At 64.3% G+C, this 16,444-nt stretch carries 18 protein-coding genes; 16 read left to right on the top strand and 2 right to left on the bottom strand.

Annotated elements, in window-relative coordinates; genetic code table 11:
• The first annotated feature begins 2 nt into the window (after nt 1-2).
• From B5F40_RS08935 to B5F40_RS08895, 9 genes are all read left to right on the top strand, one after another.
• Nucleotides 3-3,035: a restriction endonuclease gene (locus B5F40_RS08935; RefSeq protein ID WP_087193989.1), complete on the top strand. Its 3,033-nt coding sequence runs from the start codon at nt 3-5 to the stop codon at nt 3,033-3,035.
• Nucleotides 3,036-3,050: 15 nt separating this feature from the next.
• Nucleotides 3,051-4,748, top strand: a complete 1,698-nt coding sequence (locus tag B5F40_RS08930) for a DUF262 domain-containing protein (RefSeq protein ID WP_087193988.1) — start codon at nt 3,051-3,053, stop codon at nt 4,746-4,748.
• 128 nt (nt 4,749-4,876) lie between these two features.
• A complete protein-coding gene (locus B5F40_RS08925) occupies nt 4,877-5,419 on the top strand; it encodes a hypothetical protein (protein ID WP_087193987.1) in 543 nt (180 codons plus the stop codon).
• Nucleotides 5,420-5,422: 3 nt separating this feature from the next.
• Nucleotides 5,423-6,304, top strand: coding sequence for a hypothetical protein (locus B5F40_RS08920; protein WP_087193986.1), 882 nt, complete (start codon nt 5,423-5,425; stop codon nt 6,302-6,304).
• 2 nt (nt 6,305-6,306) lie between these two features.
• Entirely contained in the window at nt 6,307-6,645 is a 339-nt protein-coding gene (locus B5F40_RS08915; protein ID WP_066661412.1) for a hypothetical protein, read from the top strand.
• Entirely contained in the window at nt 6,645-6,971 is a 327-nt protein-coding gene (locus tag B5F40_RS08910; RefSeq protein WP_087193985.1) for a putative minor capsid protein, read from the top strand. Before B5F40_RS08915 ends, B5F40_RS08910 begins: the two co-directional genes overlap by 1 nt.
• 6 nt (nt 6,972-6,977) lie before the next feature.
• Complete coding sequence (locus B5F40_RS08905; protein ID WP_087193984.1) at nt 6,978-7,364, top strand: phage tail terminator protein; 387 nt, start codon at nt 6,978-6,980, stop codon at nt 7,362-7,364.
• 142 nt (nt 7,365-7,506) lie between these two features.
• Entirely contained in the window at nt 7,507-8,226 is a 720-nt protein-coding gene (locus B5F40_RS08900) for a phage distal tail protein (protein ID WP_087193983.1), read from the top strand.
• Nucleotides 8,226-9,446, top strand: a complete 1,221-nt coding sequence (locus B5F40_RS08895) for a phage tail spike protein (RefSeq protein WP_087193982.1) — start codon at nt 8,226-8,228, stop codon at nt 9,444-9,446. The genes B5F40_RS08900 and B5F40_RS08895 overlap by 1 nt, the downstream gene beginning before the upstream one ends.
• Here B5F40_RS08895 and B5F40_RS08890 read toward each other — a convergent pair.
• Complete coding sequence (locus tag B5F40_RS08890; protein ID WP_087193981.1) at nt 9,443-9,883, bottom strand: Rrf2 family transcriptional regulator; 441 nt, start codon at nt 9,881-9,883, stop codon at nt 9,443-9,445. The two genes, B5F40_RS08895 and B5F40_RS08890, sit on opposite strands and share 4 nt — an antisense overlap.
• Before the next feature lie 171 nt (nt 9,884-10,054).
• Between B5F40_RS08890 and B5F40_RS08885 the strand changes: the two genes are divergently transcribed.
• From B5F40_RS08885 to B5F40_RS16245, 7 genes are all read left to right on the top strand, one after another.
• The gene (locus B5F40_RS08885) at nt 10,055-10,687 is read left to right on the top strand and encodes an NAD(P)-dependent oxidoreductase (RefSeq protein ID WP_087193980.1); all 633 of its coding nucleotides are present in this window, start codon (nt 10,055-10,057) and stop codon (nt 10,685-10,687) included.
• Between the two features lie 88 nt (nt 10,688-10,775).
• Complete coding sequence (locus B5F40_RS16825) at nt 10,776-12,299, top strand: BppU family phage baseplate upper protein (protein ID WP_087193979.1); 1,524 nt, start codon at nt 10,776-10,778, stop codon at nt 12,297-12,299.
• On the top strand, nt 12,299-13,675 hold the full coding sequence (locus tag B5F40_RS08875) for a leucine-rich repeat protein (protein ID WP_087193978.1): 1,377 nt from the start codon (nt 12,299-12,301) through the stop codon (nt 13,673-13,675). Before B5F40_RS16825 ends, B5F40_RS08875 begins: the two co-directional genes overlap by 1 nt.
• A gap of 65 nt (nt 13,676-13,740) precedes the next feature.
• The gene (locus B5F40_RS08870) at nt 13,741-13,959 is read left to right on the top strand and encodes a hypothetical protein (RefSeq protein ID WP_033506228.1); all 219 of its coding nucleotides are present in this window, start codon (nt 13,741-13,743) and stop codon (nt 13,957-13,959) included.
• A 1-nt stretch (nt 13,960) separates the two neighbouring features.
• The gene (locus B5F40_RS08865) at nt 13,961-14,203 is read left to right on the top strand and encodes an alanine racemase (protein ID WP_087193977.1); all 243 of its coding nucleotides are present in this window, start codon (nt 13,961-13,963) and stop codon (nt 14,201-14,203) included.
• Entirely contained in the window at nt 14,193-15,836 is a 1,644-nt protein-coding gene (locus B5F40_RS15960; RefSeq protein ID WP_140396461.1) for a GH25 family lysozyme, read from the top strand. Before B5F40_RS08865 ends, B5F40_RS15960 begins: the two co-directional genes overlap by 11 nt.
• Nucleotides 15,833-15,979 (top strand): hypothetical protein, encoded by a 147-nt coding sequence (locus B5F40_RS16245; protein WP_162610938.1) that lies wholly within the window; start codon nt 15,833-15,835, stop codon nt 15,977-15,979. The genes B5F40_RS15960 and B5F40_RS16245 overlap by 4 nt, the downstream gene beginning before the upstream one ends.
• A gap of 58 nt (nt 15,980-16,037) precedes the next feature.
• Here the strand turns inward: B5F40_RS16245 and B5F40_RS08845 are convergent, their stop codons facing one another.
• Nucleotides 16,038-16,349, bottom strand: coding sequence for a hypothetical protein (locus tag B5F40_RS08845; protein ID WP_087193976.1), 312 nt, complete (start codon nt 16,347-16,349; stop codon nt 16,038-16,040).
• Between the last annotated feature and the right edge of the window lie 95 nt (nt 16,350-16,444).

Raw genomic sequence — 16,444 nt, 5'->3', positions numbered from 1 at the left:
CCATGGCGACCCTAGAGCTCAAGTACTCCGCCGACCAAAAGCACCAGGTGGAGGCCGTTGAGGCCATCACCGACCTGTTCCGCGGGCAGGAGTTCCTGCGTAGCGAATTCACAGCCGAGGTTGGCGCCGCCGGCACGCTGATGGAGGGCCAAGTGCTTTCCGTGGGACACGCCAACGGGCTGCGTCTCTCGGCCAACCAGCTGCTTGAGAACCTGCACGACATCCAAGAAGAGAACAGCCTCCCTGCGACGAACGTGCTCACCGACGGCAAGCTACGAGACTTCACCATCGAGATGGAGACGGGCACCGGCAAGACCTACGTGTACACGCGCACCATCTTCGAGCTGAACAAGAGGTACGGCATCGCCAAGTTTCTCATCGTGGTGCCGAGCGTAGCCATCCGCGAGGGCGTGCTCAAGAGCTTCCAAAGCACTAAGAAGCACTTCGCCACGCTCTACGACAACGCGCCGATAGACGTGTTCGTCTACGACAGCAAGGACATGGGGCCAGTGGGCAACTTCGCCACCAGCAGCTCCATCCAGGTGATGATCATCAACATTCAGGCGTTCAACCGCGACTACTCGAACGACGGCAACGCCGAGTCGAGCTCGCTTTTCCACCGGCCGAGCGAGCGGCTTATCGGTGGCCGATCGCCTCGCGAGGTTGTGGCCGCCTGCAACCCCATCGTCATCATCGACGAGCCGCAGAGCGTTGACAACACCGCCAAGGCAAAGGCAGCCATCCGCAGCCTGAACCCGCTCTTCGTGCTGCGCTACTCCGCCACACACAAGGAGGGCTACAACAAGGTCTACCGCCTAACACCTGTTGACGCCTTTCAGCAGGGTCTCGTGAAAGGCATCTGCGTAGACTCGGTGCTCGCACAGGCGGACCTGAACGGCGCGTACGTGAGGCTGGACTCCACGCGCATGGGCAAGACGCCCGGGTCCATAACGGCGCGACTGACCATCGACGTGAGGCAGAAGGACGGCAGTCAGAAGCGCAAGGCCGTGACCGTAAGGACGCACGACTCGCTCTTTGACAAGAGCGGCGAGAACACCGACTACGAGGCCGGATGGATCGTGAGCAACATATCGGCCGCCGACGGCGACGAATGGATAGAGTTCACCAACGGCGAGTGGCTGGAGAAGGGCCAGGCTGTGGGCGACGTGGCCGACGAGGCCGTGAAGCGCGCCCAGATCCGCCGCACAATCGAGGACCATCTGCAGCGGCAACTGGAGCTCGCGCCCAGGGGCATCAAGGTCTTGAGCCTCTTCTTCATCGACAAGGTTGAGAAGTACCGCCTGTACGACCCGGTGAGAAACGGCGAGTACGCCGAGATGTTCGAGCAGGAGTACGCCGATGCCGTGGCGAGCCCGCGCTGGCAGAAGAAGTACGCCGCCGCCGGGCTTACGCTCGACACCGACGCCGCGGCCGTGCACTCTGGCTACTTCGCCCAGGACGGCAAGGGCCGCATCAAGAACACGAGCGCGACCGCAAGCACGGCAGCCGACATATCGACCTTCGAGACCATCATGCGCGAGAAGGAGACGCTGATCTCCTTCCCCTCAGACGGTGACGACGAGGAGACACGGGCCAAGAAGCGCATCCAGTTCATCTGGTCGCACTCGGCGCTCAAGGAGGGCTGGGACAACCCGAACGTGTTCCAGATCTGCACGCTGGTTGAGACCAAAGACACCATGACCAAGCGACAGAAAGTCGGGCGTGGGCTTCGCCTGTGCGTTGACCAGAGCGGCGAGCGTTGCTACGACGAGGACGCCAACGTGCTCACCGTCATCGCCAACGAGAGTTACGACGCCTTCGCGAGCGGGCTGCAGACCGAGTTCGAGAAGGACGGCCTGCGCTTCGGCGTGCTGACGCCCGAGTCGTTCACGAAGGTGACCATAGAGCTGCCTGACGGCCAGGAGGTGAAGCTGGGCTTCGAGCAGAGCGCCGAGGTGTACCAGAGCTTTGCCGCAAAAGGGCTCGTCGACAAGAAGGGCAACATCACACCCGAGCTCAAGGAGGCCGCAGAGAAGGGCTGCGTGGAGATGCCCGCAGGGCTGGAATCTGCACAATCGCAGGTCGAGGCCATCATCCTGCACAAGGCCCAGAAGCTCCAGATCAGGGACAAGGCCAAGGAGGTCGAGGTCGAGCTGTGCAAGGACGTGACGGCCGACCCCGCCTTCCAGGAGCTGTGGGAGCGCATTCGCCAGCGCACGCGCTTCGAAGTGGACGTGGACAGCGAGAGATTGATCGCCGACGCCGTGGCGGGCATCCAGGGCATGCCGAAGGTGAAGCCGCTCGAGGTGCTCTCGACGCGCGCCGACCTGATCGTTGGCGACGGCGGCGTGGACGCGCAGGCGACTGGCACCTCGTTCGTGAAGACGGGCGGAGCGCGCGTGTACGACCTGCCTGACCCCATCGCCGAGCTGCAGGACGCCGTAGGGCTCACCCGCGCAACGCTCAAGCGCATCCTCGAGGAGTGCGGGCGCTACGACGAGTTCGAGGTCGACCCTGCAACGTTCCTTGCGCAGGTGGCGCAGAAGATAGAGAAGGCCAAGGGCGAAGCCATCGCCGAGGGCATTAAGTACACAAAGCTGCCAGACGAGGACTGGTACACGATGGAGGACCTGGACCCCGGCGAGCTGAAGGCCTACCTGGGCCAGAACGCATGGATGCCGAGCAGCGGCAAGAGCCTGTACAGCTATGTCGTGTACGACTCCTCGACCGTGGAGCAGCCCTTCGCCGTGGAGCTCGACCTAGCCGAGGAGGTGCGCGTCTTCGCCAAGCTACCGAACAAGTTCAAGATCGACACGCCGCTGGGCAGCTACAACCCCGACTGGGCCTACGTTGTCGAGGAGGATGGCGAGCGGCGCGTGTACTTCGTTGTGGAGACCAAGGGCGGCGGAAACAACAACATTCGCGTGAGCGACGCCGAAAGGACAAAGATCCGGTGCGCTAGGCGGCACTTCGCGGCACTGCAGGTGGATGTGGAATATGACGTGCGGACTACGTACCACACGGTGAGCGTATAGGGCCGGGAGACTACTATGAGCAAAATGATTACAGGCGCCGAGTATCCATTGGGAAAGGTGTTCAGCGACGACTTCGAATACCACATCCCTCAATATCAGCGCCCCTATGCCTGGACGACAGAGGAAACGAACGTCCTTTTCACCGACCTTAGGGACTTCTTCGTAGAGGAGGACGAGGAGAATTACTTCCTGGGCAGCACCGTCCTTATCAAGAAAGACGACGAACGCCGCGCCGAGGTGATCGACGGGCAGCAGCGCCTGACGACGCTCACGATCCTTCTTGCGTCTATCGCTAACAAGCTGCAGGGAAAGCGGCGTGATGACTGCATGACGTTCATCAAGGCCCAGGGCAACGCTCTGCTCGGGATTGCGGACCAACCGCGTCTATTCCTAAGGGACCGCGACCAGCCGTTCTTCTCGAAGTATATACAGGGTCTAGAGATCGATGAACTGCTTGAGCTTGATCCAGCTCAGCTTGAAGATGAGGCTCAGATAAACATTCAGGAAAACTGTCGGTCGCTCGTCAAGGACATAGGCGACGAATTCGGGGACGATGACGACCGGCTCTTCAGCTTCGCCACATTCCTGTTGACGCGATGCTACATGGTCGCAGTGTCGACGCCTAGCCAGTCATCCGCATATCGTGTCTTCGCCGTTATGAACAGCCGAGGGCTCGACTTGCTTCCGATGGACATTATCAAGGCCAATGTGATTGCCGAAATACCAGAGGCTAAGCGGACTAGTTATGCCGAGAAATGGGAGGAGCTCGAGGTCCAGGCGGGTCGCTCTGGGTTCGATGATGTCTTCTCGTGCATCCGCATGGTGTTTGCGAAGAAGAAGGCCAAGAAATCGCTCAACGAGGAATTCACGGAGTTCGTGGTGAAGCAAGACGGTATGACGCCGGAAATCCTCATTGACGACCTGCTGGAGCCCTACACGGAAGCATACCTGGATGTGAAGGGCTGCGCCTATTCGGCGACAACCGGCTCGGAGGTCGTAAACGACCGGCTCGGCTGGCTTAACCGCATTGATAACTCGGACTGGGTTCCTGTCGCCCTCAAGTTCCTTGCCAACCGTAGAAGCGACTCGGATTACGTGCAGTGGTTCTTCATTGCTTTGGAAAGGCTCGCGTCTTTCATGCACGTCACTTCCAAGGACATAAACCAGCGCATCAACCGGTATGTTCAGATACTCGACGAAATGGACGAGCACCCCGAGCACGGCACAAACGGAAACCCGCGCCTGGAATCGGTGCTCCTCACTGATGAAGAGCGGAACCAATTCCTGGCGGCTCTGAACGGGGACATTTACCTGAAGACACCTCGCAAGAGAAATTACGTGATACTCCGTCTCGACAGCTTTGTTGCGGATGGAGCAGCCACCTATGACTCCCGAATTCTTACGATTGAGCATGTGCTGCCACAGACTGTGCATGACGGCAGCGAATGGTCTGTTATTTGGCCCGATGTAGAGCAGCGTAACGCCTGGCTGAACAAAATCGCGAACCTCGTCCCATTGACTAGGTATAAGAACTCGGAGGCCCAGAACTTCGACTTTGACAAGAAGAAGGCGAAGTACTTCACGGGGCGTAAAGGCACATCGTCCTATGCATTAACTACCCAAGTGCTTAATGAAGCCAAGTGGACTCCGGAAGTCGTCGAGCAGCGCCAAAAGGACCTGATGGCAGTCTTCGTGAAAGGCTGGGGCCTCTAGACGTAAACCAGCACGAAACGACCCTGGCGCACAAATTACTATCTACCTTGTGACAGCCCACTAACCTCATCGCAGGTTGGTGGGCTGCCTTCTTGTTGGCCGCCCAAGGAAACGAAAGGCGGTAAAGCATGGACGGTGAGACCAATGGCGGCCAGGAAGCCACGCAGGGTGCGCAGGACACGTCGCAACAGCAGGGCCAAGAGCAGCAGGAGACACAACAGGGCCAGCAGGAAGTGACTGGCGGCAACGCCCCCGACTACGAGAAGCAGATCGCCGAGCGCGACGAGAAGATCGCATCCCTGGAGGCCCAGGTGGCCGAGGCGGCGAAGAACGCCGAGACCGCAGAGCAGCTGCGCGGCGAGATCGCCGAGCTCAAGGCCCAGGGAGAGTCCGACCGCATCGACTTCAAGCTGCAGCTCGCTGGCGTGCGCAACGTGAAGGCTGCGCGGGCCCTTCTCGGCGACCACGGCAACGACGTGGACAAGCTCAAGGAAGCCGAGCCCTGGCTCTTCGAGACCACCGGAAAGCACGCCAAGGGCGGCAACGCCGGCGGCTCCGGCGCGACCGGGCTGCCCAACGCGGGCGCGGCCAGCGACGAGGGCAAGACGCTCAAGCACTGGCGCGAGATCGCGGGACTCACCGACGATGACGACACCAAGAAGGAGGGCTAAGCAATGCCTAGCAACAACATCGCATTCGCACGCAACTACACCTCGGTGATCGACGAGGTGTACCAGAGGGCGTCCGTCTCGGGCGTGCTCAACTCCGGCCGCCGCATGGTCCGCGCCGGGCACAACGCCAAGGAGATCCTCATCCCGAAGATCTCCGTCACCGGTCTCGGCGACTACACGCGCAACGTGGGATACAAGACCGGCGCCATCACCTACGAGTTCGAGACCAAGACCTTCAACTACGACCGCGGCATCCGCCTTTTCGCCGACGTCATGGACGTCGAGGAGGCTGGCGTGAACGACTGCTTCGTGGAGGCCGGCGCCGAGCTCCAGCGCACGCAGGTGGCCCCGGAGGCCGACGCCTTCACCTTCTCGCAGATTGCATCGCACACGGGCGTAACCGTGACCCCGGAGGACCTCTCGGAGGCCACGGCCACCGACATCCTGCAGACGCTTCGCGATGTGACAAGCGCCATGGACGAGAAGCAGGTGACGCTGGGGTCGCGCTACCTCTTCATCACGCCGACGCTCAAGGGCGTGCTGGACGACTTCTCCTATGCCAACCCCACCATGAGCAACCGCGTGCTCGAGCGCTTCGCCCGCGTGATCGAGGTGCCGCAGGTGCGCTTCTACACCGCAATCGACCTGAAGTCCGGCGACACCGAGTTCGGCTACGCCAAGGCCTCGACCGGCAAGGACATCAACTTCATGGTCGTGGAGAAGTCGGCCGTCATCAAGTTCGACAAGCACGTGGCGTCGCGCGTCTTCTCGCCCGACGAGCTCGAGTCGCTGGACTCCTACATGATGAAGTACCGCAAGTACGGCATCGTGGAGCTCTTCGACAACAAGCTCGACGGCGTGTACGTCTCGGCCTCCACGGAGTAGCCGTGGCGTCCACCGTGACATACGAGTTCTACTCGCAGACCTACGGGGGCGGTCTCTCTGAGGCCGCCTTCGCGGCATCGCTGCCCATTGCTGACAGTCACGTGAAGTGGCTCTGCGCCGCGAAAGGCGCGACGACCACCTGCAACGTGTTCAAGCGCGCCGTGTGCGCGGCAGTCGACGCCTTCGCCGAGTACGGCGCGGGTGAGGTCGGAGGCTTCCAGATCGGCGAGTTCAGCGTGAAGAACTACGCGAGCCAGCAGACGACCGGCGAGGAGCTGGCGACAGCAGCGGCGCTTCGCGAGCTCGGGCTCTCCGGCATGGCGTTCACGGGGGTGTGCTGATGAGGTCGATCCGCCCGATACCGAGATCGGCGCTGCCCGACACGATGACCGTGCGAGCGCCGCTACCCGACGGCACCTACGACGAGCCCGAGCTCATCTGCAACGTACGCTTCGAGCGGACGCAGAGGGTCTCGGACGACGATCACAGGAGCGCGGATGCTGGCGGCGGGACCGTCTTCGTCGACGCGGTCAACTCCATCGGCGCGTTCGAGGTGGTGGCGGGATCGAGAGTGGCCGTCGGCGGCCGCTCGATGTACGTGGCCGAGTCGCACGCCTGCTGCGACCTGTTCGGGCGCGTGCACCATTGGGAACTCAAGGTGAGGTGATTCTCCTTGCAGCTTTCGTTTCTTATCGCGAAGGCACTGCTAGATGGCGACTTCGCAAGCTACTTCGCAAGTGTTCCGTCGGCGGCGGAAGACCCCGAGCCCATCGTCGTGCGCGAGGGAAAGTTCGAGCGCGAGGCGCGGATGGAGGACGAGGAGCGCGGGACCGTGACGGTCGCCGTGCTCGTCGTGCGCGACGTTGAGGCCCAGGCCGAGGCGGATGCCCAGGCCTGCGAGCGCTGGATTCGCACTTACGGCTGGGAGCCGGTCGCCGAGAACGGCAGCTGGCGCATCTGCGGCCTGGACACGACCGCGCCCGCCTTCAAGGAGCGCGACGGGTCAGGCCGCTTCGTGTACGAGTTCGACGTGAGGCTTACGGTGGTGAGAAGCCTATGAGCGACAAGACCAGGCGCGTCAATAGCGCGGGGCGCACGCCCGAGCCCGTCGTGAAGCGGGCAAAGCCCTTCGGAAAGGACGACCGCGCGGCACGTGAGTCGCAACGTCGGGCGTCCTCCTACGGGAGAGCGAGGGGCAACGCATGAGGTCGATCGTCTACGCCGGCAACGACTTCTCCGACGTCTGCAGCGCGGAGGTGGTCGCGAGGTCCGCGAACCCCGTCATCGCAGAGTACATGCGCGTCCCCGGACGTGCCGGGGCGCTGCTCGTCTCGGGCTACATCCCGCCGGTCGACGTGACCGTGCGGCTCTTCATGGACATGGGCTACAACCCCGGCTTCACCGGCATGGCGCAGATGCGGGCCAAGGTGCGCCGCTGGCTGTCATGGCCTGGCGGCGGGAACCTGATACTTCCAGATGACCCGGAGATCGAGTACCGCGACGTGATTCTCGTGGGCGCGGCCGACTGGTCGAACCTCTTCGAGGACGGCGAGTGCCAGCTGACGTTCACCCTGTTCGACCCCATCGGCTGGGGCGCCGAGCGCGTCGAGCGCACGGCCCGCTTCGACGTGGGCGGCAACTGGCCGACGCTGCCCGAGATCCGGCTCGTTGCGGCTGCAGGCACCTACCTGCAGGTGTCGGTGCCGGCGATCGGGCGCGGCATCCGCGTGGACTACGAGTTCGCCGGCGGCGAGGCCGTCGTCGTCGACTGCCAGGGCGAGACGGTGCGCATCAACGACGTGGACGCGCGTGACTGCGTGGCGCTTGCGAGCGACTTCTTCGCGCTCGACCCCGGCGAGGCGATCCTCTCGACCTCCAACTGCACCTACGTGGAGACGCGCTTCTCCGAAAGGTGGGCGTGATGGCGAGCATGGTGCCGACGCTCTACTGGTTCGACCGCTGGGACGAGCGCATCGGGCTTCTTCGCGTTGTCGGCGAGCTCGTGCACACCGAGGAGCTCAACGGCGAGGACACGCTCGAGTTCTGCAGCTACGAGGTGCCTGCCAAGGGCGACCGGCTTCTGTGGCTCGACGGCGAGACCTGGCGCGAGCACGTGGTCGTGAGGACCGAGGAGCCTCTGGAGGGGCTCTGTTCCGTCTACGCCGAGTCATCCCTCTGCGAGATGCTCGACGACTTCATCGAGGAGGCCCAGCTGGTTTCCCGCACGGCGCGGCAGGCGCTGACGGCTGTGCTCGCGCCGACGAGATGGTCGATTGCGTACTGCGCATCCCTCGGCACCGCCGGGGCGCTCATCTACCACCAGAACGCACTCTGGGCGCTCCGCCGCGTCGCCGAGGTGTGGGGCGGCGAGGTTACGCCGATCATCACGGTTGCGAACGGGCGCGTGGCATCGAGGGCGATTCGCCTGGACGACGAGCGCGGAGAGTGGCGAGGCCTGCGCTTCACCTACGGCAAGAACATGGCCGGATGTACGTGCACGGTGCTCGAGCAGGACGTGTACACGGCATTGTATGGGTTTGGAGCTGGACTGCCATTCACCGACGAGGACGGCAACTACAAGGCCGGGTACCGGCGCAAGCTGACCTTCGGGGACATCAATGGCGGCCTGAACTACGTGGCCGACGAGAGCGCCAAGCTGGTCTGGGGTCGCTGGAACGCGGACCGCACCGCCAGGGTGCATTCCTTTGGGCAGGTGACGTTCTCCGACGTGACCGAGCCCGAGCGGCTGATCGTGCTGACCAGGCGGGCCCTGGCTGAGGCGACGCAGCCCAAGGTCAGCTACGAGATCGACGTGGCGGCGCTCGACGGCGACGACGCCGAGCTGGGTGACACCGTGGCCGTGATCGACACGTCGCGTGACCCAGAATGGCGTCTGACGGCACGGATCGTGCGGCGCGTGCGCACGTTCGGCGAGACGGTGGTTGCCCGCGTGACCGTGGGCACCGTCCAGAAGGCCGACTACGAGCAGGTGAGCGCATTGGCGGCCGACGTGGCCACGCTGCAGAACGACGTTGTCGGCATCGACGGCAACCTGACGAGCGCGGCTTCAACCGAGCGCGTGACCGAGACCGTCACCGAGGCGATCGACGATCTGGACGAGCTCGCGGACCTGGACTTTTAGCCCTGCTCCTGCTGCTGGATGAGCTCGCGCGTCTCGTCCGCGAGGTCGGCCAGGGTGGTGGAGGCAAGTCTCTCCAGCATGGCGGTCTCCGCGGCCTCGAGCTCCGCGCCCAACACGGCGTGGACGTTGCGGCCGATGGGGCACTCGGGGCTGGGGTGCTCGTGCATGTGGAACACGCCGGTGTCGTCCTCGACGGCCTCGAGCACGTCGCGCAGCGTGATCTCCTCGGGTTCCATGGTGAGGGACGCCCCACCCACGCCCGGCTCCACGGCGACGAGGCCCGCGGCCTTGAGCTGGCCCAGGACGTTGCGCACGATGACGGGGTTCACCCCGACGCTTCCAGCGAGGAACGTGGACGTGGTCTTGTGCTCCTCGCCGAGCAGGGCGATGCAGAGCAGTATGTGGGTGGCTACCGGCAGTCTGGACGAGAACCTCATGATCCCTCTCTTTCTCTTGGGATAGCGTAGCACGCATTGGTTGTAATGTCACGTGTTACAACTATGGAGGAGTTGTGGACGCCCTTGATGTAATCGTTGACATTACAACGGCGGCATGGCATAGTACAGGCTGTAAGCGTTAAGGTTACAACCTACGAAAGGGGCACCACCATGAAGAAGATCGCAGTCGTCGCAGCAAACGGCAGGGCCGGCAAGCTCATCGTGAAGGAGGCCGTGGAGCGCGGGAACGACGTGACCGTGTTCGTGCGCGAAGAGAACCAGACGGCCGCCGAGAAGGCCGTCCAGAAGGACATCATGGACATCACGGCCGAGGACCTGGCGGGCTTCGACGCCGTGGTCGACGCCTTCGGCGCCTGGGCGCCCGAGACCCTAGATGGGCACGTGGCCACGAGCCAGCACCTGTGCGACGTGCTCTCCGGCACCGATGTGCGCCTGCTCGTCGTGGGCGGCGCGGGCTCGCTCTACGTGAACCCCGAGCACACCGCGTGCGTGGCCGACGGCCCCGACTTCCCCGACGCCTTCAAGCCGCTGGCCGCCGCCCAGGGCGAAGAGCTTGAGAGGCTTCGCGGGCGCGATGACGTGAGCTGGACCTTCATCTCGCCCGCCGCGGACTTCCAGGCCGAGGGCGAGCGCACTGGGGCCTACACCCTGGCCGGCGAGGAGCTGACGCTCAACGAGGCCGGCGAGTCCGTCATCAGCTACGCCGACTACGCCATAGCCATGGTCGACGAGATCGAGTCCGGAGACCACATCCGCCAGCGCATCAGCGTCGTGCGCAAGTAGCGCCGCAGCTGGCTCACATCCCGCACGAGCGTCGGGCCCGCGTCCTTGTGACGCGGGCCTACTCTTTTGCCCGAGGATTGGAGGCGGCATGCTCGACGGGTACGGACTTCACACGATCATATGGGACTCGGCCGACGAGCGGCTGGGCGACTTCCTGGTGGCGTCGCCTGCCGATGCGAACGGGCGCGGCCTTGAGCTGCACGTCCGACAGGGCGGCGCGGTTGCCGACCTGACCGGCGCGGAGGTCTACTTCCTCTGGCGGCACAAGATGGCCGGCACGCGCGGGTGCGAGCCGATGACGGAGATCGACGCGTCCCTCGGGCAGTTCGTCGTGTACTATCCGGCCGCCATGCAGGAGGCCGAGGGTGCCGTTGACGCGCAGTTCATGGTGACGCACGAGGGCAAGAGCATCAGCACGCGGGCGTTCACGATCCGCGTGGAGCCCGTGATCATCGGCGGCACCGAGAGCGAGGACGGCTTCACCCTGTTCGTGGAGACGATCATGCGCTACGAGGGCGCTATCGAGATCACCAACGAGGCTGCCGATGCCGCCAATGAGGCGGCCGAGGCCGCTGAGGACGCTGCCGACAGCGCGAACGCGGTGGCTGCCGCCATCCAGGCGGCGGCGCAGCGCGGCGACTACGACGGCGCGGACGGTTTCAGCCCGACGGCCACCGTCACGCAGACCGAGGGCGGCTGCGCCATCACGATCACCGACAAGAACGGCACCACGACTGCCGACGTCGCCAAGGGCGTGAAGGGCGACAAGGGTGACACGGGAGAGACCGGTCCCCAGGGCCCGAAAGGCGACACGGGAGATCAGGGACCGCAGGGCATCCAGGGTTTGACAGGTCCGAAAGGCGACAAGGGTGACACGGGAGACACAGGTGCGACTGGACCGCAGGGGCCCAAGGGCGACACTGGAGAGCAGGGACCGCAGGGAATCCAGGGCTTGACTGGCGCCACGGGACCGCAAGGGCCGAAGGGTGACACGGGAGATACCGGCGCGACCGGTCCGACTGGGCCGCAGGGTCCCCAGGGTGAGAAGGGCGATACCGGCGACACTGGCCCGCAGGGACCGAAGGGAGACACCGGCAACACGGGACCGCAGGGCGCGACGGGGCCTGCCGGCGCCGACGGCACCCCCTGCACGCACTCGTGGAGCGGCTCGGTGCTGACCGTCACGAGCGCGTCGGGCACGAGCTCGGCCGACCTTCGCGGACCGCAGGGCATCCAGGGAATCCAGGGCGAGACCGGCCCCCAGGGTGAGACGGGGCCGCAGGGCGAGACCGGCGCGACCGGCGCCACGGGACCGCAGGGACCCAAGGGCGATACGGGCGACGACGGCGCGGACGCGACCATCACCGGCGCCTCGGCCACCGTCGACTCGTCCACCGGCACGCCTTCCGTGAACGTCACGCTCGGCGGCACGGCATCCGCCAGGACGTTCGCATTTGCCTTCCACAACCTCAAGGGCGAGACGGGAGCCACGGGACCGCAGGGGCCGCAGGGGCCGGCGGGGACGACGCCTGACCTGTCCGCCTACGCCACCAAGCAGTACGTGGACGACGCGATCGCCGCCATTGCCAACCTCGAAGAAGAGGAGTTCTGATGGCCGTAGGTACCGTTTCCACACACATACTCACCGACATAGCGAACGCTATCCGATACCAGGCCGGCGTGGCCACGCTCTACAAGCCGCGCGAGATGGCCGCTGCGGTGGCGGCCCTCGACGGCACCGACGCCGGCAACTACCAGGCGCAGCCCTACATGCAGCTGGAATCGGGCGTGCTACCGGAGTCGGTCTTCTCGGACATCGCAGACGCCATACGCGGGCAGAACGGGCTCTCGACGCTCTACCAGCCGGGCGACATGGCGGCCGCCATCCTGGCGCTCGAGTGGGACGTGGGCTACAAGATCCGCGCGCTGCTGCTCGACGACGGCACGCTGGAGATCAACTACTACGAACGGCGAACGTCGGTCACCGGCGGGCGCATCGTGCAGGTCTTCGAGGTCGACCCAGATGGGTACTCGTCCGCGAGCGCACGCTCCTACGACTCCATCAAGCTGCTGGTGAGGAAGGTCTACATAGACAGCACCATCGGTCCCTTGGGCCTGACCAACTGCGCGTACTGGTTCAACTCGTTCTCTGAGTGCACCGAGGTGCGCGGGTTCGAGAACCTCTCCGGCGTGAAGACGACCACGCAGATGTTCACGAGCTGCGGGAAGCTGGAGACCATCTACGCCACGAGCTTCACGAACGCCATCACGAGCTCGGGCTCCATGTTCTACGGCTGCAGCCGCCTGGTGGGCGGCACCGACGGCTACGTTCCCACGTCGACGAGCGCGGGCAGCGTGTGCAAGCTCGGCACCGGCGGCGTGCTCACGAACCCCAACGCGGACAGCCGCACGTGGTTCTACGGGCACTTCTACGCGGACGGGCAGGCCGTGCTCACGGCGACCGCGACGCCGGACGCCACGCGCGAGCTCCTGGCCACGGGGCGGATCTGCGCGATCGGCAAGTACACGGGCATGGGCTTCACGCCCTGGGACAGCACGAACCGCCCGCAGCTCACGAGCGTGCACTTCGCGAGCGACATGGGCTCCTTCGCCGCTCTGAACCTGATCTACCTGTTCTACAGCTGCACGAACCTGGCGACCGTCACGGGCCTCGGCAACCTGGCCAACGTGGGCTCGATGCGCTACACGTTCAGCTCCTGCGCGGTGACCGAGCTGGACTTCCGGGGCTTCGACCCGTCCACGCTCACGGACCTGTTCTACTGCTTCTCGGGGTGCAGCAGCCTGACGACGATCTACGCGGATTCGAGCTGGGCGCTGCCTTCGAGCGGCATCAGCGGCATGCAGTGCTTCTACAACTGCCGCTCGCTTGTCGGCGGCAACGGGACCGCATGGTCTAGCTCGAACACGAACTACACGTACATGCGGATCGACACGGCGAGCACGCCGGGGTATCTGACGGCTGCCTAGCAAGTTGTGACAAGGTTGGACACTGCCTCCCGAGGACAACAGTCGATCTCGGGAGGCAGTTCTTTATGGAGTCAATCATCGTCGCGTGCATCACGGGGGTGGTGACCCTCGTCGGGGTGATCCTCTCCAACTCGAAGAGCAGGGCCGTCATGGAGGTCAAGCTGGACGCCCTCACGGCAAAGGTCGAGAAGCACAACCAGGTCCTGGAGCGCACCTACCGGCTCGAGCAGGATATGGCCGTGGCGAAGCACGACATCGAGGAGATCAAGGGGAAGGTGGCATGAGATGAGCGAGTTTCTGGCAAGCAACGAGTGGCAGTGGAGGCTGGCGCGGACGATCGTGCAGGGGGTTTTGGGCGTGGTAATCGCCAACATCGACCTGATCCTGGGCTACGCGATCCTGGACCCGACGCTGCGGGCACTGGTCGTGGCGTTCGTGATGGCGATCCTCTCGCCGGTCATGGCGGCTCTCGGCGGAGGCGACGGCGACAAGCCGGAGATCCCGAGGGGTGAGATCCGTGGGGCTTAACGGCATCGACATCAGCTCCTGGCAGGACGACCTGGTCGTCTCGGCCATGGGGAGCTGCGACTTCGTGATCGTGAAGGCGACCGGCGGCGCAGGCTACTCAAACGAGTGCTTCCGCCGGCACGCCGACGAGACGCTGGCGGCCGGAAAGCTCCTGGGCTGCTACCACTACGCGCGTGACCATGGGTACGAGGGCTCGGCTGAGTCCGAGGCTGACCACTTCATTTCTGCCTTCAAGCCCTATACCGGCAAGGCGATCCCGTTCCTGGACTGGGAGGCGGACGCGCTGAACCTGGGGCCATCCTGGGCGAAGACGTGGCTGGAAAGGGTCAAGGCGAAGACCGGCGTGACGCCCGGCATCTACACGAGCAAGAGCGTGCTCTTCTCCTACGACTGGTCGAGCGTGGCCAAGACGTACCCGCTGTGGGTGGCGCAGTACCCCAACTACGAGGAGACGGGCTTCTTATCCGAGCCATGGACCGACGGCTGGGACTTCGGGGCTTGGAAGGATCCTCTCATCTTCCAGTACACCGGCACGGGTCGCATCCCCGGATACGGCGGGCACCTGGACCTCGACCTCTTCTACGGCACCAAGGACGACTGGCGGGGGCTCTGCGCGGTTGCCGGCGCCTCCGCTGGCACCAAGGAGGTGAAGGAAGTGGCGATCAGCAGGGCGAACGTGGCGGCGCAGATCATGGAGCACCTCTGCACGTGCGCGGAGCACGGGTACTCGCAGCCAGGACGGCATGGTACCTCTGGGCACTGCAACGTGAAGACCGACGCGGGCACGATCAAGGTGACCAAGGGCGACCGCGACTGCTCCAGTGCGGTGTGCGAGGCCTGGGAGCTGGCGCTCGCGGGCTCTCCCTACGACGGCCTGATCACCCGGTACAACTGGACCGGCGGCATGCGCGAGATGTTCGTGGGCTCTGGCCTCTTCTCGTGGAAGCCGATGAGCTTCAACGCCTCGCGCGGCGACATCTACCTCGAAGAGGAGCACCACACGGCCATGTGCATCCGCAACGACGGCACGGCCGACCTCCTGGGCGAGTTCAGCATCAGCGAGACCGGCGGCATCGATGGCGAGCCGGGCGACCAGACCGGGCGCGAGAGCTGGATCCACGACTACTATCCCGGCAGCTGGGACGGCATCCTCCACTACAACGGCAAGGCCGACACCGGGGGCGCGTCAACCCCTACCGGCTCTGGTGCGCCCTCCGGCGACGTGTCAGAGCTTGCGGCGAGGGTCATCGCAGGCGATTTCGGCAATGGCGATGCTCGAAGGGCCGCGCTTGGCAGCCGGTACGACGAGGTCCAGGCGGAGGTCAACCGGATCCTCTCGGGCGGCTCGTCCTCTTCCTCCTACGACGTGGACGCCCTCGCGCGGCGCGTCATCGCCGGCGAGTTCGAAAACGGCGACGAGAGAAAGCGGCGCCTGGGCGACAGGTACTCTGCCGTGCAGAAGCGCGTGAACGAGATCCTCGGTGCCTCCGGCGCGGGCACGACCTCCATGGACGTCGACGCCATGGCGCGCGCGGTAATCCGGGGCGACTACGGCAACGGCGAGGAACGGAAGCGGCGCCTGGGCTCCTACTACTCGATCGTGCAGCGACGCGTGAACGAGATGCTGTCATGAGGTCGAAGCTTCGGTGGCTCAGCGAGCAGGTGGGCTGGCTCCTGGGAATCGCGGCCAGCCTGCTGCTGATGCTTATCCTGCTGCCGCTCATACCGCTCTTCGAGATGTACGACGACATCCGGAGGGCTTACGAGGACAAGTAACGCGGAAGGCCGCCTATCGCATGATAGACGGCCTTCTTGCTTGCTGTGTGGGTTCTGACTAGCTGAGCGGCTCCAGCTCGCGGTACAGCGGATCTCCGTCACCCACGAGCACCTGCCACCACCATTCCGGAGTCTCAACATCAGACTGGCACAGCATGTCAAGCAGCTTGGCGCGGAACTCGGGCGGGCAGCTCTGGAAGTCCTCGCGCATCGCATCGAGCGTGGCCTTGCTGGTGGCCATCATCTCATTGCAGATCTCCTTCTTCTCGTCCAGGCTGTAGCTCTCGGGCGAGTACAGGCAGATATCCGCCTTGAAGTAAGCCATTTCCTCGGCTTGCCGAAGCTCTTCCCACTTGGTATCGTTCGTCATGTTGGATCTTCCCTTCTTCGCTACCGTGCCCCTCGGGGGCTCTTGGCAGTAAAGAATTCTGTCAAGAGGAATCCCCGATGGAGCGTTTTCTTTCG

The organism is Gordonibacter sp. An230, from assembly GCF_002159915.1.
Classification (GTDB): Bacteria; Actinomycetota; Coriobacteriia; order Coriobacteriales; family Eggerthellaceae; genus Rubneribacter.
The sequence above is the reverse complement of the archived record's forward strand: the minus strand, read 5'-3'. Positions and strand labels throughout refer to the sequence as shown.